This is a genomic window from Priestia sp. FSL W8-0524, from assembly GCF_038005965.1.
GTDB lineage: Bacteria > Bacillota > Bacilli > Bacillales > Bacillaceae_H > Priestia > Priestia zanthoxyli.
Window position 1 is genome coordinate 1,469,803 of the sequence record NZ_JBBOUG010000001.1, and the last position, 21,604, is coordinate 1,491,406.

General features: G+C 34.1%; 22 protein-coding genes. 14 read left to right on the forward strand and 8 right to left on the reverse strand.

Going from position 1 to position 21,604, the window contains the following annotated elements:
* Window positions 1-196 precede the first annotated feature (196 nt).
* A complete protein-coding gene (locus NST66_RS07330) occupies window positions 197-631 on the reverse strand; it encodes a hypothetical protein (protein WP_445326391.1) in 435 nt (144 codons plus the stop codon).
* A gap of 18 nt (window positions 632-649) precedes the next feature.
* Window positions 650-1,000 (reverse strand): ASCH domain-containing protein, encoded by a 351-nt coding sequence (locus tag NST66_RS07335; protein WP_257042696.1) that lies wholly within the window; start codon window positions 998-1,000, stop codon window positions 650-652.
* A gap of 512 nt (window positions 1,001-1,512) precedes the next feature.
* Here NST66_RS07335 and recA point away from each other — a divergent pair.
* The gene (gene recA, locus NST66_RS07340; RefSeq protein ID WP_063247019.1) at window positions 1,513-2,550 is read left to right on the forward strand and encodes a recombinase RecA; all 1,038 of its coding nucleotides are present in this window, start codon (window positions 1,513-1,515) and stop codon (window positions 2,548-2,550) included.
* Window positions 2,551-2,678: 128 nt separating this feature from the next.
* On the opposite strand, the gene NST66_RS07345 is transcribed toward recA, so the two are convergent.
* Window positions 2,679-3,089, reverse strand: coding sequence for a hypothetical protein (locus NST66_RS07345; RefSeq protein WP_257042695.1), 411 nt, complete (start codon window positions 3,087-3,089; stop codon window positions 2,679-2,681).
* 106 nt (window positions 3,090-3,195) lie between these two features.
* Between NST66_RS07345 and NST66_RS07350 the strand changes: the two genes are divergently transcribed.
* The 3 genes from NST66_RS07350 to NST66_RS07360 all read left to right on the forward strand — a co-directional run bounded on the left by NST66_RS07350 (window position 3,196) and on the right by NST66_RS07360 (window position 5,362).
* Window positions 3,196-3,465, forward strand: coding sequence for a hypothetical protein (locus tag NST66_RS07350; protein WP_033578645.1), 270 nt, complete (start codon window positions 3,196-3,198; stop codon window positions 3,463-3,465).
* Window positions 3,466-4,030: 565 nt separating this feature from the next.
* Window positions 4,031-4,693, forward strand: a complete 663-nt coding sequence (locus NST66_RS07355; protein WP_340843229.1) for a DUF2711 family protein — start codon at window positions 4,031-4,033, stop codon at window positions 4,691-4,693.
* 219 nt (window positions 4,694-4,912) lie between these two features.
* Window positions 4,913-5,362, forward strand: a complete 450-nt coding sequence (locus NST66_RS07360) for a DUF6843 domain-containing protein (RefSeq protein ID WP_049163997.1) — start codon at window positions 4,913-4,915, stop codon at window positions 5,360-5,362.
* Between the two features lie 150 nt (window positions 5,363-5,512).
* Here the strand turns inward: NST66_RS07360 and NST66_RS29275 are convergent, their stop codons facing one another.
* Entirely contained in the window at window positions 5,513-5,722 is a 210-nt protein-coding gene (locus NST66_RS29275) for a VanZ family protein (protein ID WP_080754406.1), read from the reverse strand.
* A 316-nt stretch (window positions 5,723-6,038) separates the two neighbouring features.
* On the opposite strand from NST66_RS29275, the gene NST66_RS07365 reads away from it, so the two are divergent.
* Window positions 6,039-6,188, forward strand: a complete 150-nt coding sequence (locus NST66_RS07365; RefSeq protein WP_155017187.1) for a hypothetical protein — start codon at window positions 6,039-6,041, stop codon at window positions 6,186-6,188.
* Window positions 6,189-6,521: 333 nt separating this feature from the next.
* Here NST66_RS07365 and NST66_RS07370 read toward each other — a convergent pair whose 3' ends face one another.
* Both NST66_RS07370 and NST66_RS07375 read right to left on the reverse strand, forming a co-directional pair.
* Window positions 6,522-7,457, reverse strand: coding sequence for a cation diffusion facilitator family transporter (locus tag NST66_RS07370; protein ID WP_049163999.1), 936 nt, complete (start codon window positions 7,455-7,457; stop codon window positions 6,522-6,524).
* 466 nt (window positions 7,458-7,923) lie between these two features.
* The gene (locus NST66_RS07375; RefSeq protein WP_034264827.1) at window positions 7,924-8,649 is read right to left on the reverse strand and encodes a hypothetical protein; all 726 of its coding nucleotides are present in this window, start codon (window positions 8,647-8,649) and stop codon (window positions 7,924-7,926) included.
* Between the two features lie 185 nt (window positions 8,650-8,834).
* Here NST66_RS07375 and NST66_RS07380 point away from each other — a divergent pair, with 185 nt between their 5' ends.
* The 9 genes from NST66_RS07380 to NST66_RS07420 all read left to right on the forward strand — a co-directional run bounded on the left by NST66_RS07380 (window position 8,835) and on the right by NST66_RS07420 (window position 20,594).
* Window positions 8,835-9,278 (forward strand): hypothetical protein, encoded by a 444-nt coding sequence (locus NST66_RS07380; RefSeq protein ID WP_033578648.1) that lies wholly within the window; start codon window positions 8,835-8,837, stop codon window positions 9,276-9,278.
* A 476-nt stretch (window positions 9,279-9,754) separates the two neighbouring features.
* Window positions 9,755-10,483: a GntR family transcriptional regulator gene (locus NST66_RS07385; RefSeq protein WP_182030488.1), complete on the forward strand. Its 729-nt coding sequence runs from the start codon at window positions 9,755-9,757 to the stop codon at window positions 10,481-10,483.
* 352 nt (window positions 10,484-10,835) lie between these two features.
* Window positions 10,836-11,504 (forward strand): RraA family protein, encoded by a 669-nt coding sequence (locus tag NST66_RS07390; protein WP_155008673.1) that lies wholly within the window; start codon window positions 10,836-10,838, stop codon window positions 11,502-11,504.
* 48 nt (window positions 11,505-11,552) lie between these two features.
* Window positions 11,553-12,722, forward strand: coding sequence for a pyridoxal phosphate-dependent aminotransferase (locus NST66_RS07395; RefSeq protein WP_155008672.1), 1,170 nt, complete (start codon window positions 11,553-11,555; stop codon window positions 12,720-12,722).
* 33 nt (window positions 12,723-12,755) lie between these two features.
* On the forward strand, window positions 12,756-14,009 hold the full coding sequence (locus NST66_RS07400) for a dicarboxylate/amino acid:cation symporter (RefSeq protein ID WP_202188194.1): 1,254 nt from the start codon (window positions 12,756-12,758) through the stop codon (window positions 14,007-14,009).
* Window positions 14,010-14,220: 211 nt separating this feature from the next.
* The gene (locus NST66_RS07405) at window positions 14,221-15,501 is read left to right on the forward strand and encodes a Glu/Leu/Phe/Val family dehydrogenase (protein WP_340843230.1); all 1,281 of its coding nucleotides are present in this window, start codon (window positions 14,221-14,223) and stop codon (window positions 15,499-15,501) included.
* 189 nt (window positions 15,502-15,690) lie between these two features.
* Window positions 15,691-19,140 (forward strand): pyruvate carboxylase, encoded by a 3,450-nt coding sequence (pyc, locus tag NST66_RS07410; RefSeq protein WP_155008670.1) that lies wholly within the window; start codon window positions 15,691-15,693, stop codon window positions 19,138-19,140.
* Between the two features lie 48 nt (window positions 19,141-19,188).
* Complete coding sequence (locus NST66_RS07415; RefSeq protein WP_340843231.1) at window positions 19,189-20,274, forward strand: citrate synthase/methylcitrate synthase; 1,086 nt, start codon at window positions 19,189-19,191, stop codon at window positions 20,272-20,274.
* A 62-nt stretch (window positions 20,275-20,336) separates the two neighbouring features.
* Window positions 20,337-20,594 carry an HPr family phosphocarrier protein gene (locus NST66_RS07420; protein ID WP_155008680.1) on the forward strand — a complete coding sequence of 86 codons (258 nt, stop codon included), beginning with the start codon at window positions 20,337-20,339 and terminating at the stop codon, window positions 20,592-20,594.
* 366 nt (window positions 20,595-20,960) lie between these two features.
* Here NST66_RS07420 and NST66_RS07425 read toward each other — a convergent pair whose 3' ends face one another.
* Window positions 20,961-21,260: a hypothetical protein gene (locus NST66_RS07425; RefSeq protein WP_155008668.1), complete on the reverse strand. Its 300-nt coding sequence runs from the start codon at window positions 21,258-21,260 to the stop codon at window positions 20,961-20,963.
* Between the two features lie 64 nt (window positions 21,261-21,324).
* Window positions 21,325-21,594, reverse strand: coding sequence for a hypothetical protein (locus NST66_RS07430; protein WP_155008667.1), 270 nt, complete (start codon window positions 21,592-21,594; stop codon window positions 21,325-21,327).
* Window positions 21,595-21,604: the final 10 nt, after the last annotated feature.

Genomic DNA, 21,604 nt, shown 5'->3' on the forward strand with positions numbered 1-21,604 from the left:
TTTAAACAATAAGTAAGAACCCCTTTAACATACGGTTAATAGGGGTTTTTAATTTTTAATCCAAATGTGCATCTGATATACAAGCAAAAATCTTTTTTCATACCGAAAATACGAGTTATGTTAAGTAAAACGTAAAGTATTTGATGAAAATAATCAGTTTAACTACTTACTCTTAGTGATGACAAATGGATGGGTGTCACCAAAAAGTTGGCTTACCGACCATAAACCAAAGCATAGTCATTAATAGAATGATATAAATCCAAATAGATCGCTCTAGTTTAGTTGCCAGTTCTTTTTTATTTTGTCCTTCCTCCTTGTACTTTCGAAGTGTTGGTGAAAAAGCACGGGCCAGAAAGAACAAGGAGCAAAAAAGGAAAATCAGTGTCATTATAATCCACGGCGTAGTCCACGTCCATGGGCCACACATAACGAGGAGTATCCCTGTGATAACAAGAACATGGCCCGTATGTTTTGCGAGCCTAACAACAGATTGAAATGTGATCAAATAGGCATTCATTTCTTGTTCTCTTAAACTATGTAATTTTTTAACAATTGGCAAGAGAATAAAGAAAGGACCAATCGATAAAATGACACTAGAAACATGAATATATACTAATATACGGTACAACAAATCCATTTCTTTTACCTATCAATCGTTAACTAATCTGAACTCATGCACCCATACCCTCATTTGCGGAAGCCAAGGCATCCCAGGATGATAAGACAAGATAGATTGTTTATATTCCTCTACTGTAGCATAGCCTTCCTGGCGAGCATTTTCATTGGTTAATTCCCCTAGTGATTGAGAATAAACTCGTTCCACTACAAACTTTTGATCTTCTAAAATCATTATCTCTCCTACATCAGCATATCTTCCATTTCGGCGAGTTGCTGTTTTGCTGCCTTTGATTACTTTATTTACATCATCCGGCATTGTTACAAGTCGATCGATTGTACATGTTTTTGGTGGCAATTCATTTTGTGCTTCATGGTTACTCATTAAAAAAACTCCTTTCATTTCTTGTCTCTTATTTAATGTATCACATTTTTAATAACGAATTTCATTTGAATTTATTAGGTGGAAAATTTCTCTAATAAATCTATTATAATTTATCCCTTTTGTTAGTGGATAGTCTAAGCACATGACATAATGTATATAAGAGGATGAATTATTTTTTGAGCGTATAATAAGGGTTATTTTATAGATTGAAGTTTCAATAACTGTAAGTATTAAAGGTATAAACCTACTTTTTACAAAAAAGATATTTCTTTGGCTGGTTTGTACAAAACTTTCTCCTTTACAACTAGATGCGTTTATTGTATGATTACACAACAGGAACATTTGTTCGATATTAAGGGTTTAGAGATAAATAAAGGAACAACAGAATAAACCAAGACAGTTAAACACAAAATTTTCTCGCACGGAGCAAAAACATTTGAGCCAATCCTTATTATTTATCCATATACATTGTCGTTTACTGTAAACGTACTAACAATCGGAGGTTTTAAATTATGAATGATAAACAAGCAGCACTAGATATGGCTCTAAAACAAATTGAAAAACAATTCGGTACAGGATCAATTATTAAGATGGGGGAAGGCACACATACAAAAGTTGAGGCATCTAGCTCAGGTTCATTAGCTTTAGATATCGCTCTTGGGATTAATGGTTATCCAAAAGGAAGAATCATGGAAGTGTACGGACCCGAAAGCTCAGGTAAAACAACAGTTTCCTTACATGCGATTGCAGAAGTACAAAAAAATGGAGGTCGAGCTGCCTTTATTGATGCTGAACACGCACTTGATCCAGTTTACGCAAGAAAACTAGGTGTAGATATTGATGAGTTACTGTTATCTCAACCAGATACTGGTGAGCAGGCACTTGAAATTGCTGAAGCATTAGTTAGAAGTGGTGCTGTAGATATTATTGTTGTTGACTCAGTAGCAGCATTAGTTCCGCAAAAAGAAATTGAAGGGGAAATGGGAGATTCTCATGTAGGTCTACAAGCTCGCTTGATGTCTCAAGCCCTTCGTAAACTATCTGGAGCAATTAATAAGTCTAAAACCATTGCTATCTTCATCAATCAAATCAGGGAGAAAGTAGGCGTTATGTTTGGAAATCCGGAAACAACGCCAGGTGGAAGAGCACTAAAATTCTATTCTTCCGTTCGTCTTGAGGTTCGCCGCGCTGAACAACTTAAACTGGGAAATGACATAGTTGGTAACAAAACAAGAATTAAAGTAGTCAAAAATAAGATGGCACCTCCTTTCCGCATTGCTGAAGTAGATATTATGTATGGAGAGGGTATCTCAAGAGAAGGAGAAATCTTAGATATTGGTTCTGAAGTAGATATTGTTCAAAAGTCTGGATCTTGGTTTTCTTATAATGGGGAACGTTTAGGGCAGGGACGAGAAAACGCTAAGGTTTTCTTAAAAGAAAACCCTGAAATCAGAGAAGAAATTAGAAAAAACATTATTGATTTTAAATATGGTAATACTGACAACGATAATGATATTGATAACGATAACGATAGTGAAAACGAAAGCTAATAAAAGCTTAAAATGCCTTTCCCGGCAGCTTCAAGTCCATTCACTTCATTGGAAGCATAAAAAGTTAACGCTAATAAAAACAAATGGATAAATACAGCGCGTATAAAAGCCCTTTAGAAGGGCTTTTTTTATCGCTTTAAAATGTAACGTGGTGGAGGACCATAAACTTGTTCAGCTTCAAAATAGGCAAGTTTGTTTGGAATACATACAATAAGAGAAGGAAAGCCATAGCCTACTGCATGCTCTAAAGCAGTAAGTAAAGGTAGTTCTTTTCCATCGATATCTTCATTAAAAGAAAGGGCATAGCACTGCTTCCCTGCACCATGTTTTTTAAGTAGATTAGCTAATTCACTAGCACATGAATTAGGCGTCGGAATTTCAATCATATATTGTTCACATAGATTTCTTTTATAATCGTGGTTAAGGCGATGCAGTGCTTTATCCCGTTTTTTAGGAGAAAAAAGCTCAAACAAGACTCTTTCTTGAATTCTCTTCGCAAAAAAGGATTTCACAACAATTTCTTCTATATCTTTATTCATTTAATTCCCTCCTTCATACATCCTTATTATACAAATTTTTCATTCGTGACTGAAATCATGCCAACCTTTTGATAAAATGTAACAATAAGGAAGGAGAAAGAATTAAATGGACACTAATCAACTACCGACAAGAAGTGAAAGACATAAAACGGAAGAGAACTCATCTCAGCTTAGTGCTGCATTTGTATTAGGGACGTGCTGGATACTCTTTACACTGACTCCTGAATTATGGAGGTCTCCAGGAACTTACATTGTTATCGGCATAATTGCTATTTATCTATCAAGTAAATTAGATAAATTTAAATGCTCCCGAACAGTAAAATGGACGATTGCTCTTTTAGTTTATGTTATTGGATTCATTTTGTATGTTCTATAAAGGAAACAAGTACTATATATATAGCGTTTCTTTATTTTCACGAAGCTTGTTTAGAGTAAAAGCATTTCTTCGTAAATAGACGATAAGTTTAAAAGCTGGAAGAGGGGAGAAATTGAGACAAAATACCGTAACATCTATCATATGTACACTATGTGTACTAAGTACAATTATTATATCTTTTATTGTTTATATGGATATTGATAATTCATTTTCGTTTGGATTTATATTAAGTTATGTATTCTTCATTATTCTAGCATCTTTATATTTGATCATTACGTTTATCATTAACATCAAAAGCATAAAATGGTGTGAACTAAGAAAGAAACTATTTAAATTTATTGGATTGTTCATTTGCTTTAGCGCTGCTATATATTTTTTCAACTATATTTTTCGGCCATCTGAAATAGATAGTTATGATTTTAGCACGCCTTTAGCGATGGCTATTAGTTTAACTTTTTTTGATCTAATGTTCTTTAAAGATAAAGAACGCTAAGGAAATAGAAGTGAGTATTCTACACATATAAAATATACGTAACTACCTACATTGAAGGGAGATGTTCATGTATTGTTGGATTATATAAGGTTAGACCGGGATTTACCTATTTTACCTCAATTACCTGACGGCTTTAAATCTGCTGCTATCCTATTTCATCCTTTCGTTCAGATGCCATTTGGTTGGGAAAAATCAAAGAGAGAAAACCCTTATCAGCATATATATCCTAGTGATGAGGAAATAATTAACCTTGGCGAACCGATATCATGGAAAGAAGTAATGTCCAAGAGTAATCTAGGATCCTACAAAGAATTATCCATAGCATTGCAAACCCTTACTGATACTAGCGATGAATATAAAAAGTTAGCTTCCTATGCTAAGTTTAATTCTAATTTCTATTACCCTGAAGAAGATCGTACATCATTATTTATACTAAATAGTTTATTAAGAATCCTCTGTTCAAAAGGGGCAAATACTTTATATTTTTCTGAACCTATTCATGACACAAATGGTTCATTTAAAGTCAATGATATGTCATTTTTAGAAATAGCTAACTTATCTCCTAATGAGTCAATTATTACAGATGAAAATATGGATTTTGCATTTATGGGAATCTATGATTCTTTTATAACATTGCTTGTAGCTAAAGATAAAAATATCGAGGATATAATTAAACCCCTTAATCTTGAAGCTTTAATATGTGACAAAGAAATATCTCTTAATTGGTTCTTTTAGTAAGTGCTTAAAATCATGATTATATTAACTAATAATGAACGGAGTATACAATTAAATGTAATTTATGTCGGGTTATAACTAAGTCATCAATTATATAAAAGTGAGGACTTATAATGATAAATGAACCTTTTTTATTAGCGATAACGTTTGTCATATGAACGAACGTTGTATTTTTCATAAATTTATCAAATATTTGTACTGAAGTTGAAGGATTAAAGAATGAAAAAAATAGGATACATATTTGTGGGACTATTGTTGTTGGTTGGTACAATCTATTTTTTGTTTTTTCACGAACGAAGAGGAATAGATACCGTATATTTAATACCAAATGGCTATAAAGGCTGTGTTGGTGTCTTTTATAACGTAAAAGGAAAGCCCCCTTTAAAAGTCCAAAATGATAAAGTTATTCATAAAATTTCTAAGGATGGAAAGTTAGAAACATCTTCGCCAGAATCTTTTGGTTGGTATTCTACGGAAGATTCAGGTTGGCACAACTCAGAATATTATTATGTAAATGATCAGGGAAAAAAAGTGAAGGAATTGAATTGGGAGAGGGACATTAATTGGGAAATGACGGCTAAAGATGACTACAACGGAAACTATTTTACCTTTTTTGTAGGTGGGAAAGACGATGCTAGCACACCTCAACCCGAATGTTTTAGTCAGTGAGTATATTTTTAAAAACAGAGTCATCACAATGTTTATTTTTAAAGTTATATGTATATGAATCTACAAATCTGGCCAGACTACTAACGTATTCCCAACAGAACAACCTACTGTACAGGAGCAGTAGGTTGTTCTGTTTTATAAATTATATACCTAGTTACCATCAACTAGATTATTGGAACAAAAAGGGCATCTATCTATATAGTCGCCCTTTTTTATTTTACCGGCTTGCTTATTTATTAAAAGAACCACATAACTTATAACTGTTCCAAACATATTAAGTAGAACATCGTCTATATCTAAGCTACGTCCCATGAAATATTGAATAAATTCAATTAAACATGTAACAGATAAATCTAAGATTGTTACTTTTTTTACTTAACGAAACTTTCTTGATAGGGGTTTATTTTTATAGAATCCTTCAAAAAGGTTGCTATAGACCCACTTGAACTTGCTTTGTTAGGATAAAAGAGAGGAAACATTATGGAGTCCTGTAGTAGATATCTCCATTCTCGCAAATTCCATCTTGGGAGTAGACGCTGCTCATAATATAACAGCTAAAGTAGAGAATACATTAGCATAAGAACACAGTATAGAGGGTGCTAACTTACATGTGGAAACAAGCCAAATAGTAAACATGCCAATTAAAACGAATACATAAAGGGAAGGAATTAATCATATGGAATTAGGATATAAGAAGAACATACAGCTTAAAGATAGAGATTTAAAGTATAAAATAAAAGATAGTGAGGAAACAATTGAATTGATTGTTTTTATTGCACTTTTAAGTGTGATTTTTATTATTAATACTTTCTTTAAATTCTTATAGTCTTTTTTACATGTGATTGTATGAAAAGATATAGTATGTATGTCTGGACGTGCATATTATAGTAAAAAGCCACCTTTACTTCAAATACTAGATGGCTTTTTATTTTATTAACGATAATAATTTCTTTAACACGCTGCAATAGATTTGAATATTTTGTTCGTGAAAATATATCTTTTTAAAAACACAAAAACTCATTCATAATGTAAGAAAGAGCTGGGAAATAATAATTCGTAAAAGTGAGTCATGATTTTTTTGTCTGTTGACCTACACATTTAGTTTATTATCGACAGCAATATTCTTCAGGGTTTACACATATAAAAACACCAAGTTGTATTAGTGATGACCTTCACGTTTGGTGGTAGAGCAAATAGCTGACTCATCATGAGGGTGCTCTTCGTTTTCTAACTGGATAGTTGCATGCTCAATTTCTTGATGTTGAAGTTTGGATTCAATTTCTCTTAATATGACCTGACTTTCCAGGAAACTTATTTGATTATTTAACACCACATGACAGGATAATGCATTTTTCCCACTAGTTATACTCCAAACATGTAAATCGTGGACATTTAGTACACCTTTAACTGCATGAATTGTTTCCATTACTTTTTCTAAAGAGATTCCTTTCGGTGTACCTTCCATTAAAATTCCTATTGTCTGCTTTACAATTTTCCATGCGCCCAAAGCAATTAAGAATGCAATAAGAACACTTAGGATTGGATCTACGATATTCCAGCCAGTGAATAGGATAATAAGTCCTCCGATAATAACTCCTGCCGAAGCCATTGCGTCCCCAATCATATGAAGTACGGCGCTTTTTACATTGATGTTGTCTTCCTTCCTTAAGCCAAGACCTAAGTAAAGGTTCATGGCTAAACCAACAGATGCACTAATAAACATCCATGTACTTCCCACTGGTTGGGGATCCTTAAAGCGATCAATCGCTTCGTATAGTATGACAACAGCAATAACAATTAACGTCATGGCATTAATAAAAGCAGCTAGTATCCCTGAACGGTGATACCCGTAAGTGAAATTTTCTGAAGCTGGCTTTTGGGCTTGGTGCATAGCAAACCACGATAGCCCTATGGCTGCAATATCTGTAAGTACATGTCCAGCATCAGAAAGTAGGGCTAAGCTGTGTGAAATGAATCCTCCAATTAATTCGACTACCAGGATAATTAAAGTAAGAAAAAATGCTAATTTCATTTTCCCAATCGGAGCATGGGAGTGAAATACATCTCCGTGGTCGTGATTGTGGTTGTTTCCCATAAAAATCTCTCCTTGCTGCAAAAACATGATCATTGTTTGAAAAAACGTTATTTCTCTTGTTCTGGATTTCACTAAAAGTAGTTTATTCAAAAAACTCAATGGGTGGATCTTTAAATCCCCGAAAGCCTTATATACTAAAGATTCCTTTTAAGACAGTAGATATAGAATGTTAATTCTTTTATGATGGGATGGTGCTTTTAAGTTCTGGGAAACCCTAACAGAAGCTTCATCATTTAAAGATTTAATTTGACCATTTATTTTAGTATTTTCAACTTCATCAAAAATCATTTATGAACCTTCATTTGTGTCACTCAAAAGCTGTTTTCAAATCAATCTCATACTTCTTCTTAACAAATCAGAAAAATTTCGGATCACGATTTTTGAATTTCTTATGTAATATGCTTAATCTTATAAGGATAAAAAAGAGACCTTATAAATTAAGATCTCTAAAATTTTCTATATAAATTTAATGACTATGAAATAGTGAAAGGGAATATTGATAAATATAAATAATTAGTACTCCTAGCGATATTAATAGCCATACATGTAGGTTTCTGAAGTGACTAATAGCCTTTCCTATTATTTCATGAAAAATAACAAAAGATAGGGTACCAATTGCTCCTCCGGTCGATAAGGCTTGTATTTTAAGCGAAGAAGCTTGTACACTTTCTCCAATTAATAAACTCCCGCCCAAAGATAGCGATAGAAGGACTATAATGAATAAAAAGAAGACGTTAGGTATTTTTGCTATGGAGAGAACGGTCATTAGGGCCATACCCTCTGGAATTTGGTGTAAGAGGGTAGCTACGAATACGGAGGTTGACTGATGTATATCTGTTATCCCAAAGGTAATTCCTGTAATAATATTATGAAAAAAGATTGCAGCCGTTAATAAAATAAGTGACTGCAAAGGTGAAATTGCACTATTTGTTTTATGCAAAAAGAGGTCAATGCATAGCATAACGATATATCCTGCTACGATACCTAATAGAACGCCTTTTAAATCATACAGATGCCATGTGGAAGGAAGGATATCAAAAAATAACAACCCTAATAAGATTCCTCCACATATCGCATACATAAACTGAATTCTACCTCGTGACAGGTGACTAACTAATTTAAGAAGTCCTCCACCTACTAATAAACCCATTAAAGAACCTAAAGTAAATAAGGTATTTATTTCTATATGCATAATTGCTACTTCCTTTCGGCTATATGTTTTTTTACAACTAACCTATTCAAAGGAAGGGCAATCATACCTATGTTTTATAAATGGTTAAAAAAATAAAAGTACATGATATTAACTTTGGAGTGATTTTTAGGTGAATCACTAATAAAAACGGACATACTAACGTTATCTAAAGAAGAGGTGTTACTATGGAATCTCCTTTTGAAATGATAACAGATGTGGATAAGGTGGAAAATGCTTATTATATAGAAGTGAAGCCAGGTGAGTACAATGCAAAGTATTGGAATAAAGAATCGGTCTATTTTGCTGATGAAGCTTTTGCTTATTTCTACACCACGATTTGCAAGTATGTGCCACAGTATCAACCTACCCAAGTGACAGAAATCAAAGCAGAAACATGGCTGAGAATCAGTAATCAGCTGCAAGAACTCGCGTATTTTTTGAGCACCAACCCGCCTATGATTAAACTAAAGAAATGGATTGATTTTAGCAAAGTGGAGGAAACGTACAAACAGTTTGATCATCACAAAAACCAGTACATTCGTGAGTTAATTAACATGATTAACGAATTTACAGTGTGGATAACAAAGGTATGTCAAACACACTCGTATATCACCATTTTGGGCACTTAATGGGAATTGACATTGCTTATTGTAATCTATAAGCTATGCAGAAAGTGAAAGAATTTCTCAAAACGAATATGGCATATTGGATGGAAACCTGAAAAAGAAAACGCGTTAGGTTTCTAGGGACTGGATAATGTCAAATTAATTGGAACTTTTTTATCGACAGCAAGGCACTTTATAATATCTCCAAGCGGTGTATAGTGAAAATTTTACTATTTACCGTCATTAAGAGTAAAGATTAAAACTTTAATTTTTATAATATAGTTTATGTATTCACTTCTTCTTATGAAAAACGTTTATTTTTTATTTTTAGCGAAAGTACGCTAGACTTTGAGTGTAGATTGAATAATCCGGTTCCTTAGAAGAAAATATCTTTCCTTTGATTAAAAGTAATCTGTATTTTTATGGAATATTAATTTGACATAACATATAATACTTAGTATGATTTTGTAAATATGCTCTTGAAAGCGAGTGACTTTTTAATGAATGGATTAATGAATAGAAAGAAGCCACTATATAAAATAATTTATGATGATATAGTTCAAAAAATACATAATGAAACCTATAAAGTAGGGGATGCCTTGCCTTCTGAAATGGAATTGGAGAATATGTTTAAAGCAAGCCGTACTCCTGTTAGACAAGCATTAAAACAACTTGAATCGGACGGACTTATATATCGCTATCAAGGAAAAGGTTCATTTGTGTCAAATTTTAAACCCCTTGGACAATGGACAACGATGACTGGATTTAAACAAATGTATATGGATGAGTGGAAAAAGGTATCCGCAAGAACCCTTTCAGTAGAGCTGATTAAATCACCTTTTTATGCTAGTCTTCTTGAAGTAGGGAGTAATGAAGACCTTGTACATTTAAAACGAATCCGCCTATTTAATGGGGAACCAATTATTTATCTTGAACATTACTTGCCCTCTAGTTTTCCAATTGAAATGTTTGAGAAAGATCCTACATTTATTTCTATAGATCAATTATTAAAAGATGAAAAAAACATTGAATTTTTGACGATAAATGAGGAGATAGAAGCTGTCCCTGCGGATACAAATATTTCAAATTATCTTCACGCTAATGAGGGTACTTCGGTTTTAAAAAGTACCAGGGTTTCTTTTGATCAGAATTCTGTTCCAACAGATGTTACAGTTAACTTTTTCAGAACTGAAAAATGGAAATATTCCATACAGTTTCAAAAACAGTAAAAAATAATTATAAGGGCACCTACAAAATGTTAAAACGAAACTAAGTATAAAAAAATTCAGGTGCCCAAGAAATAAATTTCAAGAATTATATCTTTTTTAAAATTTTCCGAAAAACAAATTGACAAAACTTATAATACTAAGTATGATAATAATCAACCAATTGAAAGCGTTACCAAATTGATTGGTGCAAATTAATTAGTTTACAAGTTTAAAAAATGCATTGTCAGAAAGTATGACAATTCTATTGATTTAACTTGTAATACTAAGTATTATGATAATTAATAATTATTATATTTTGAATTATCTTAATTATTAATTAGAAAATCATCTAAAAAAGGAGAGAGTTATTATTATGTATCAAATCGCATCTAATTCGAATAGTGTTTCCAAAGAGTTAATTGAAGAGTACAGAAAAATTGGCACAACAATTATTGCTGATGCTTTAGGAAGGTTCCACACTATGCAAGGTATTTGCCACTTCAACCACTCTGAGGTCAAATTAGTCGGTAGAGCTTTAACTATTCGAACGATTGCCGGCGACAATCTCATGATTCACAAAGCACTTGATTATATTGAACCTGGTGATGTAATTGTGGTTGAAGGTGAAGGACATACAGAAAGAGCCTTACTAGGAGATTTACTTTGTCAAATGGCTAAAAAAAGAAGGCTGGAAGGATTTGTAGTCGATGGGTCAATTCGAGATGCTGTAACTATAAAGGAGATGAACTTCCCCGTTTTTGCTAAAGGAAAAAATCCTGCTGGACCATTTAAGGAAGGCCCAGGTGAAATTAACGTTCAAATTTCTTGTGCTGGAGTATCGGTAAATCCAGGAGATCTCATTGTAGGTGATGACGATGGAGTTGTGGTAGTACCAAAGGATAAAGTAGTAGAAGTTCTAGAACGCGCAAAAAGTATTTTGGAATACGAGGAGAATACCGTTACACAAATTGAGAACGGGACGTTGGATCGCAGCTGGATTGATAAAAAATTAGAAGCAAGAGGAATTAAAGTTGAATTTTAAACACATGAACTTAAATTACTAATTACATAGGAAGGATTGAGCTCTACAATGAAAAGCGCAACGATGCTTCAAAAATTACCTGAGTCAAAAACTATATCTATTTTAAATAAAGTGGCTACGTTAAAGCATGAAGGACATAATATCCTCAATTTGGCGGGGGGAGAACCTGATTTTGATACTCCCCAAGCTATTATTGAGGAAGCAGAAAATGCTATGAAATCTGGATTTACTCACTACGTAAATAGTGGAGGAATTCCTGAATTACGCAATGCTATAGCTCATAAATTGAAGGCTGAAAATGGGGCTATATATGACCCTTCACAAATAATTGTAACAGCTGGAGGAAAGCCGGCAATATACGTTGCCCTAAAAAGTATAATAAATCCAGGTGACGAAGTGTTAATACTTAATCCGGCTTGGGTAAGTTTTGAGCCTTTAATAACTATGGCTGGAGGAGTTGCTATTTCTATAGATTTAGATGCAGATAAAGATTTCAAACTAGATAAGGATTTATTAGCAGCTGCTTGTACTTCACGTACAAAAGCTATTATCGTAAATAATCCGAATAATCCGACAGGTAGAGTTTTAAACCTTGAGGAAATGCATGAACTAAGGGACCTTGCTGTTGCTAAAGATTTAATTGTAATTGCTGATGAAGTATATGAAAAACTAGTATATGGACATCATAAATTCGTTTCTCTTGCAAGTATTCCTGAGTTAGAAAATCGTACAATTACAGTTCAAAGTTTTTCAAAAGGACATGCTATGACTGGGTGGAGATTAGGATACTTGGCCTTGCCAAAAGAACTTTTATCAGCTGCGTCAAAAATACAAGGTCATATTGCCACATGTACAACAGCTTTTGTTCAAAAAGCAGGAGTAGTAGCACTTAAAGATGCTGATGTTAAAGAAGAAGTAGACTATATGAGAATTAGGTATGCTACGCGTATTAATCGGGTTGTGAGTCTTCTAAACCAAATTCCTGGGGTCACATGTCCACACCCTAATGGAGCATTCTATGTCTTTCCAGAGATAAAGTTTCGCGACTACGACTCTATCGAACTTGCTAGCTATTTACTAGATGAAGTTCAAGTTGCGGTGACTCCAGGAGTAGCATTTGGATCAAGCTATACCCAACGTGTCCGCATTTCCTGTGCAACATCAGACGAGGATATTGAAGAAGCGCTAATGAGAATAGAAAAAGCTTTAACTAAATGACAATAAACTTCATCAGTGGGGAGAGATTAAACATTGAAGGTATTAAAAAGAATTCCTTTGTGGCTCCAAATTGCAATTGGTTTAGTATTAGGTCTACTATTAGGATCTTTAAATAAAACGTTAGGGACTGAATCCAAAATTCTGGGCGACGCTTTTATTCACATGATCAAAATGACAATTGTTCCCCTAATTTTTCCTTTGATTGTTCTAGGAATCGCACAAATTAAATCAGCTGGGGCACTAGGAAGGCTTTCTATTAAAGCAATTATCTATTTTGAAGTAGTTACTACAATAATTATTGTGATGGCATTACTACTAGCAAACTTTACTCATATAGGAGCTGGGGCAGACCTTTCGGAAGGGAATGTAGAAGCGTTAAAAGGGATTACCAGTACCAAAATTGATTTTAGAGAATTTGTTCTGCATATAATACCAGATAATATATTTGTTGCTTTTTCTGAAGGAAACTTATTAGCTATTGTCTATTTTGGCGTATTCTTTGGCCTTGCTATTCGCGCATTAAAAGAAAAAGCTAAACCATTAGAAAATGTATTAGAAGCTCTCTCAAAGGTCATGTTTAAAGTATTAGAATATGTTATAAAATTTTCTCCAATCGGTGTATTTGGTTCTATTGCTTACAGCGTAGCCACTTATGGTTTTAGTAAATTGAGCACTTTAATTGATTTAATCTTACTTACGTATGCTGGATTAGCAATTGTACTATTAATTATTTTTCCAATAATAGCACGTATATACGGTATTAAATATGTTGAATTAGTTAGGGAAATTAAAGACTTATTATTAATTGCTTTTACTACGAGAAGCTCAGAATCTGTATTTGCTCCTCTCACAGCTCGTTTGGAGCGTTATGGGGCAAATAACTCAGTAGTATCGTTTATCTTACCACTTGGTTATTCATTCAATTTAGATGGAGGAATGGTATACATGGGGCCTGCTATTATATTTTTAGCTAACGCCTATGGTATTCATCTTTCAATAGCTGAGCAAATTCATGTAGTTTTATTATTAATATTGCTTACAAAGGGAGTTGCTGCTGTTCCTTCAGGTGCCATTGTTATATTGACGAGTGTTTGTACGATTATAGGTATACCACTTGAAGGTATTGCTTTATTAATGGCTGTTGACTTTATCATGGATATGGCTAGAACAGCCACGAATGTAGTAGGGAATGCATTAGCTACTGTTGCTATGGCTAAATCTGAAGGAATGTTCCGTGAAAAAGAAAATATAGTCTCCAATAATGAGAAGAAAGCAGCAGAAGCCTAATTTCTTAATTACAAAGAGACAATGTGAATATTAGGTATTTCTATAATCCATAAGTTAAGACCTCTTTTCTTTAATAGTGTGAGATGCCTCTTTTGTAAAATAGAGAGGCAACTTACACAGGTGGTATAGGTAAAGTTTAAACTTCGTCATAAGTGGTGGAACAATACTAATTTTAAGGTTAATTGAATGATATTTATGGAGAGTGAGAGCAATGGCAATCGAAGCTAAAAATATAAAAAAACAAGATATTAAAGAAAATATGGATGTATTAGTAAGAACTCAACAAGTGGTTGAAACAGCTCTCGAAAAAATGAGATGTAAAAGTAGTATGTACGAATTATTAAAAGAGCCTTTACGTTTAATGACAGTTAGAATTCCTGTCAGAATGGATACAGGCGAAGTAAAAGTTTTCACGGGTTATCGAGCACAACATAATGATGCGGTAGGACCAACAAAGGGAGGAATTCGTTTCCATCCTGATGTAACAGAGGATGAAGTGAAAGCGTTATCTTTATGGATGAGTATTAAGTGTGGTATTACAAATCTCCCTTATGGTGGTGGAAAAGGCGGGATTAAATGTGATCCTCGAAAAATGTCTTTTGGTGAATTAGAGCGTTTAAGTAGAGGATATGTACGTGCAATTAGTCAAATTGTAGGGCCCACTAAAGATATTCCTGCGCCTGATGTGTATACAAATTCTCAAATCATGGCTTGGATGATGGATGAATACAGTCGTTTACGAGAATTTGATTCTCCTGGTTTTATTACAGGGAAGCCAATGGCCTTAGGAGGATCTCAGGGGAGAGAGTCATCAACTGGATTAGGAGTTACAATGGTCACAAAACAAGCAGCTAAACTAAAGAATATCTCAATAGAAGGTGCTAGTGTAATTATCCAAGGTTTTGGAAATGCAGGAAGTTTCCTAGCTAAATTCCTGCACGATGCTGGTGCTAAGATAGTTGGGGTTTCAGACGCACTAGGAGCTTTATATGATCCAAATGGTTTAGACGTCCACTACTTATTAGATAATAGAGATTCTTTTGGAAGCGTTACCCACTTATTTACTAACCGACTGACTAATGGCGAACTTTTACTAAAAGAGTGCGATATTTTAATACCGGCTGCAATCGAAAATCAAATTACTGAAGAGAATGCTGCAGATATTAAGGCGAAAATTGTGGTTGAAGCTGCAAACGGACCCACAACTGCAAAAGCCACCCAAATTTTAACTAAAAAAAATGTATTGTTAGTGCCAGATGTATTAGCAAGCGCTGGCGGTGTCGTTGTTTCTTACTTTGAATGGGTCCAAAATAATCAAGGATACTATTGGTCAGAACAGGAAGTAAAAGAAAAATTAGAAGTAATTTTGACAGAAGCTTTCAAGAACGTTTATCAGACATCAATTGAAAATAGAGTAGATATGAGGTTAGCAGCGTATATCGTAGGTTTAAAACGTTTATCTTCGGCTGTTGAATGGAGAGGTTGGATCTAATTAACTTCTATTTATTACGAAATAATATTTTTTTGAAGAAGTTTAATTGCTTAGATTAGAGTATCTATTTCCATCATAAACGAATGTCCTTTTAGTTCTAAGTATTAAGGGGATTTATAGCTTTATATAATCCATTAAAAAGAAGAAATGAAATTTGTATTTATTTAATCGCAGGGAGAGAGTAAGATTATGGGAGTTAAAACTAGAAAAATAAATAAAATCTTGGTTGCCAATCGAGGAGAAATTGCCATACGTATCTTTCGTGCATGTACCGAACTAGATATTCGTACAGTAGCTATTTATTCTCAGGAGGATGCAGGATCTTTTCATCGTTATAAAGCAGATGAAGCTTATTTGGTAGGAGAAGGTAAAAAGCCAATCGAGGCTTATTTAGATATTGAAGGAATCATTGAGATTGCGAAAAAATACGATATAGATGCTATTCACCCGGGATACGGATTTTTATCGGAGAATATAAATTTTGCCCAACGTTGTGAAGAAGAAAACATTATTTTTATTGGACCAGAATCAAGACACCTTAATATGTTTGGTGACAAAGTAAAGGCACGCCAGCAAGCAATTGAAGCCAATATTCCTGTTATTCCAGGAAGTGATGGACCAGTTTCAAATCTAGAAGAAGCAGAGATTTTTGGCCGAGATTATGGATATCCAATTATGATTAAGGCTTCACTTGGCGGGGGTGGTCGTGGAATGAGAGTCGTCCGCACTAAAGCTGAATTAATGGAATCCTATAGCCGTGCAAAGTCAGAAGCTAAATCCGCATTTGGTAATGATGAGGTATATGTAGAGAAATTTATAGAAAATCCTAAACATATTGAAGTTCAAATATTAGGAGATCAGTATAAAAATATTGTTCATCTATACGAGCGTGATTGTTCAATCCAGCGTCGTCATCAAAAAGTAGTCGAAGTTGCCCCAAGCGTTTCTCTATCTGAGCAATTACGCAGACAAATCTGTGAAGCAGCTGTTAGCTTGATGAAAAACGTCGACTACATAAATGCAGGAACTGTTGAATTTTTGGTCTCCGGAAATGAGTTTTATTTTATTGAAGTAAACCCACGAGTACAGGTAGAGCATACGATTACTGAAATGATTACGGGTATTGATATTGTTCAGTCTCAAATTTTAATTTCGGATGGTTATTCTCTAGATAGTAAGGAAATTGGTATTCCTAATCAAGAAGAGATAAAAACCGATGGTTTTGCAATACAATCCCGGGTAACAACAGAGGATCCATTGAATGATTTTATGCCTGATACGGGTAAAATCATGGCATATCGTTCAGGTGGTGGATTTGGAGTTCGCCTTGACGCTGGAAATGGATTTCAAGGAGCAGTTATTACTCCCTATTACGATTCCTTACTTGTAAAGGTAACGACATGGGCAAATGAATTTGAAAAAGCAGCCTCGAAAATGAGCCGAAACCTTCGGGAATTCAGAATTCGTGGAATTAAAACTAACATTCCCTTTTTAGAAAATGTCGTTAAACATGCAAATTTCTTAAATGGTAATTATGATACTTCTTTCATTGATTCTACACCTGAGCTATTTCAATTTCCGCAAAGTAAAGACCGCGGAACAAAAATGCTAACATATATCGGAAATGTAACAGTGAATGGGTTCCCGGGTATTGATCAAAAGCGAAAGCCTATTTTTAATCAGCCAATCGTACCTAAGATAAAAAGCAATCCAATAATCCCTTTAGGTACTAAGCAAATTTTAGATGCAGAGGGTGCAATAGGAGTCATTAAATGGATTAAAGAACAACGAGAGGTACTACTAACAGATACGACATTTCGTGATGCTCACCAGTCACTCTTAGCAACCCGAATACGTACCAATGATTTATTACGTATTGCTGAACCAACAGCTCAATTATTACCCAATCTCTTCTCAACAGAAATGTGGGGAGGAGCTACATTTGACGTATCTTATCGCTTTTTAAGTGAAGATCCTTGGGATCGTTTGATAAAATTGCGTGAGAAAATGCCAAATATTTTATTTCAGATGCTTCTTCGTGGCTCTAATGCAGTTGGATATAAAAACTATCCAGATAATGTGATTAAAGAATTTATAAAACAATCATCCGATGCAGGTATTGATGTATTCCGTATTTTTGATAGCTTAAATTGGGTACAAGGGATGACGGTAGCAATTGACTCAGTGAGAGAGAATGGCAAGTTAGCTGAGGCAGCAATATGTTATACAGGAGATATTCTAGATCCTACAAGAAAAAAATATGATCTAAATTATTACAAGTTGCTTGCTAAAGAACTTGAGGCATCAGGGGCTCATATCCTAGGTATTAAAGATATGGCTGGTTTATTAAAACCTCAAGCAGCGTATGAATTAGTATCAGCTTTAAAAGAAACCATTGATATTCCAATTCATTTACACACACATGATACAAGTGGAAATGGCATTTACACGTATGCTAAAGCAATTGAAGCAGGCGTAGACATTGTTGACGTAGCAGTCAGTTCAATGGCAGGATTAACGTCTCAGCCAAGTGCAAATTCACTTTACTATGCTTTAGAGAACACAGAGCGTAAGCCAAAGTTAGATATTCAAAGTTTTGAACAGCTATCTTACTACTGGGAAGATGTTAGGAAGTATTATCTAGAATTTGAAAGTGGAATGAATGCACCTCATACAGAGGTCTATGTACACGAGATGCCTGGTGGTCAGTATAGTAATCTGCAACAACAAGCAAAAGCAGTGGGATTAGCAAATCGTTGGGATGAAGTAAAGGAGATGTACTCAAGGGTTAATCAGCTGTTTGGAAACATTGTTAAAGTTACGCCATCTTCAAAAGTAGTAGGAGATATGGCGCTTTATATGGTACAGAACAATTTGTCTGAAAAAGATATTTTTGAACGTGGCGATTCACTTGATTTTCCAGATTCAGTTGTCGAATTATTTGAAGGATATCTAGGCAAACCTTACGGAGGGTTTCCACAAGAACTGCAGTCTATTATTCTCAAAGGAAAAAAAGCACTTACAGTCCGGCCTGGCCAGCTATTAGAGGATGCTGATTTTCAACAGATAAAAGAGGACTTGTGTCAAAAGCTTCAGCGTACAGCTACAAATTATGAAGTTATAGCATATGCATTATATCCAAAAGTATTTATAGACTATCAAGAGAAATTCAAGCGATATGGAGATTTATCAGTATTAGATACACCTACTTTCTTATACGGGATGCGTCTTGGGCAAGAGATAGAGATAGAAATTGAAAAGGGAAAAATATTGATTGTGAAACTTGTATCAATTGGGCAAGCACAATCAGATGGCACTCGTACTGTGTATTTTGAGTTAAACGGTCAACCACGCGAAGTTATCATTAAAGATGATAGTGTGAAGCCAACAGTTAAAGCTAAAGTGGCAGCAGATCCTACTAACCCAACTCATATGGGTGCAACGATGCCGGGTACAGTGATAAAAGTGCTTGTTCAAAAAGGAGATAAAGTATCTAAAGGTGAACATCTTGTTATTACTGAAGCCATGAAAATGGAAACGACGATTCAAGCACCATTCAGTGGAGTTGTAAAAGATATTTATGTATCTAATGGAGAATCAATTCAACCTGGGAATTTACTAATTGAATTGATTAAATAATCTCTTACTAACAATCGTTTCTTAAGGGATCATAAGGGGAGAAGATAAATGGTTCAAAAGGGGCTAAGAAATGTAATCGCAGCCGAAACATCTATAAGCTTGGTTGATGGAGATAATGGTCATTTAATCTATAGAGGATACGATGCAAGAGATATAGCTCTAAACAAGTCTTTTGAAGAAGTTACCTACTTATTATGGTACGGACATCTACCAACCGAAGATGAAAAAAAAGAGTTTTCTATATCGTTGAAAATAAATCGTCATTTACCTCCATACGTTGCTCAAATCATTCGTTCTCTTCCCAATGAGATGGAGATAATGAATCAAATTCAAACAGCTATCGCTGCCTTGGGTACGAGTAAATTCAAATGGAAACCAAATATTAAACAAGCAATTAGATTAGCAGCTGTCATTCCTACCATTACTGCTGCAATTTATAGAAAAATGAATAGAAAAGAGATAATTCGGCCAAATATGGAACTAAATCATGTAGAGAATTATTTATATATGCTAACAGGTGAAGTACCTACTTCGACTCATACAAGAGCTCTCGAAGCGTATATGATCTTAACCATGGAACATGGCATGAATGCTTCCACATTTGCTTCAAGGGTAGTTTCTTCTACAGAATCAGATATGGTTTCTGCTGTAACAGGAGCCATCGGAGCAATGAAAGGCCCACTCCATGGAGGAGCACCTACAGGTGTAATTGATATGCTAAATGAAATTAAAGAAAAAGACAAAGTAGAAACATGGATTCGTAGAAAATTAGAAAATAAAGAATATCTTATGGGGTTTGGTCATCGTGTTTATAAGACACGTGACCCTCGTGCCGAAGTACTAAGTAAGATTTGTAAACAAATTGGTCAAGATGATCCGTGGCTTACTTTAGCAAACTTTGTAGAGGAGAAGGCTATACAATTACTTGAAGAATATAAGCCTGGTAGAAAACTTTATACTAATGTGGAGTTTTATGCAGCTGCAGTTATGAGGGCAATCGATATGTCTCCAAAGTTGTTTACTCCTACATTTACAGTAAGCCGAATGGTTGGATGGACTGCTCATGTCATTGAACAGTCATTAGACAATACAATTTTTCGACCGGAAGCAAAGTATATTGGGGCTCATTATTAATTAGAGTGTTCATCTGTATATAAAGTCTTTAAAAATAAAAATGACAAAGAGAGTGCGTGCCGATGTTAAGAAAGAGGATTATTGTTGGTCTTGAACATAGATTACAGGCTCGTAATGCTACTGAATTTGTACAAAAAGCATCTACTTTTGAAAGTGATATAACTCTTATGAAAAATGGAGTATCAGTAACTGCAAAAAGTATCATGGGAGTTATGTGTATTGCGATTAGAACAAAAGAAGATATTACACTAGTTGCAGAAGGTATTGATGAAAAATTAGATGTTAAAAACTTAGGAATTTTCCTTTCAAATAAACAATGATTATTTGGAATAGCTGAATAAACTCAGACAATCGTAGTGCACCTCAATAGTTAGACAAGTTCTAACATTTGGAGGTGCTTTTTATCTATTATACAAGTTGTAGAAAAAGGTCTTATTTGTCGTCACTAAGTGTAAATAGTAAAACATTAATAATATATAAAATACTTTATTATTTACATAACAGATCATAATAATTAGAATAAGTTGTTTAGTCAAATCATAACCGGTTACGAGATTTATTTTTAAAGATATGGGTATATGAATCTACAAATCTGGCCAGACTAATAACGTATCCCCCCTATTCCAATAAATTCAAAAAACCTTAGCCTGTATGGGCAAAGGTTTCTTTTTTTATGTAAATATTTCTCAAGGCGCAAACCCTTGAAAACTGACTGCAAGATAGATACTAAACGAAAGAGCACATAAGGAAACAAAATGTAATGTTAAAAAAGGGATTTTCTGTTTACCTTTGATAAAGAAGGAATAAATAAACCCGAGTATTGTAACTAAAGTTAAAATAGGCACAATAATCTTAATCACAGTACTAAAAATATTTGCTGTAACAACTGATAAAAGAAAGAACCCAATTATAACTACATACAAGATTATTGAAGTAACTAAAGAAGCTATTGAAACCTTTAAAGCATTTTTAAAGAATTTCTTCATCTAATTTCCTCCTAATAGATTTTATAAAAAACAAAAAGAAGCAAGCATGCTGTACTCGCTTCTTTTAACTTTCACCAAAATTTATTGCGAAAAATAGCATACCTAACATGATAAGTAGTGGAATTACAACAAAAGAGGCCAAACTAAAATACTTCATTAGACCTTTTTCATTTTTTCCAAAAGCTATTACTCCACATGTAAAGCCTGCAAGATAAATAACGATTCCTACATAAAGAATATTTGAGCTATGTATTGGTGTGAGATATTGTCCTATCCCAATAATAATTCCCAACAACGATAACCACAATGAGTATTGACTAAAACGGATTTTCAAGTTGGTCCTC

Coding starts and splice junctions, on each gene's coding strand:
- NST66_RS07390 (WP_155008673.1), top strand. CDS start 10,836: ATGTATCAAATCGCATCTAATTCGAATAGTGTTTCCAAAGAGTTAATT.
- NST66_RS07420 (WP_155008680.1), top strand. CDS start 20,337: ATGTTAAGAAAGAGGATTATTGTTGGTCTTGAACATAGATTACAGGCT.
- NST66_RS07365 (WP_155017187.1), top strand. CDS start 6,039: ATGGAATTAGGATATAAGAAGAACATACAGCTTAAAGATAGAGATTTA.
- NST66_RS07425 (WP_155008668.1), bottom strand. CDS start 21,260: ATGAAGAAATTCTTTAAAAATGCTTTAAAGGTTTCAATAGCTTCTTTA.
- NST66_RS07350 (WP_033578645.1), top strand. CDS start 3,196: ATGGACACTAATCAACTACCGACAAGAAGTGAAAGACATAAAACGGAA.
- NST66_RS07360 (WP_049163997.1), top strand. CDS start 4,913: ATGAAAAAAATAGGATACATATTTGTGGGACTATTGTTGTTGGTTGGT.
- NST66_RS07380 (WP_033578648.1), top strand. CDS start 8,835: ATGGAATCTCCTTTTGAAATGATAACAGATGTGGATAAGGTGGAAAAT.
- NST66_RS07395 (WP_155008672.1), top strand. CDS start 11,553: ATGAAAAGCGCAACGATGCTTCAAAAATTACCTGAGTCAAAAACTATA.
- NST66_RS07345 (WP_257042695.1), bottom strand. CDS start 3,089: ATGAATAAAGATATAGAAGAAATTGTTGTGAAATCCTTTTTTGCGAAG.
- NST66_RS07370 (WP_049163999.1), bottom strand. CDS start 7,457: ATGGGAAACAACCACAATCACGACCACGGAGATGTATTTCACTCCCAT.
- NST66_RS07385 (WP_182030488.1), top strand. CDS start 9,755: ATGAATGGATTAATGAATAGAAAGAAGCCACTATATAAAATAATTTAT.
- pyc (WP_155008670.1), top strand. CDS start 15,691: ATGGGAGTTAAAACTAGAAAAATAAATAAAATCTTGGTTGCCAATCGA.
- NST66_RS07375 (WP_034264827.1), bottom strand. CDS start 8,649: ATGCATATAGAAATAAATACCTTATTTACTTTAGGTTCTTTAATGGGT.
- recA (WP_063247019.1), top strand. CDS start 1,513: ATGAATGATAAACAAGCAGCACTAGATATGGCTCTAAAACAAATTGAA.
- NST66_RS07335 (WP_257042696.1), bottom strand. CDS start 1,000: ATGAGTAACCATGAAGCACAAAATGAATTGCCACCAAAAACATGTACA.
- NST66_RS07415 (WP_340843231.1), top strand. CDS start 19,189: ATGGTTCAAAAGGGGCTAAGAAATGTAATCGCAGCCGAAACATCTATA.
- NST66_RS07405 (WP_340843230.1), top strand. CDS start 14,221: ATGGCAATCGAAGCTAAAAATATAAAAAAACAAGATATTAAAGAAAAT.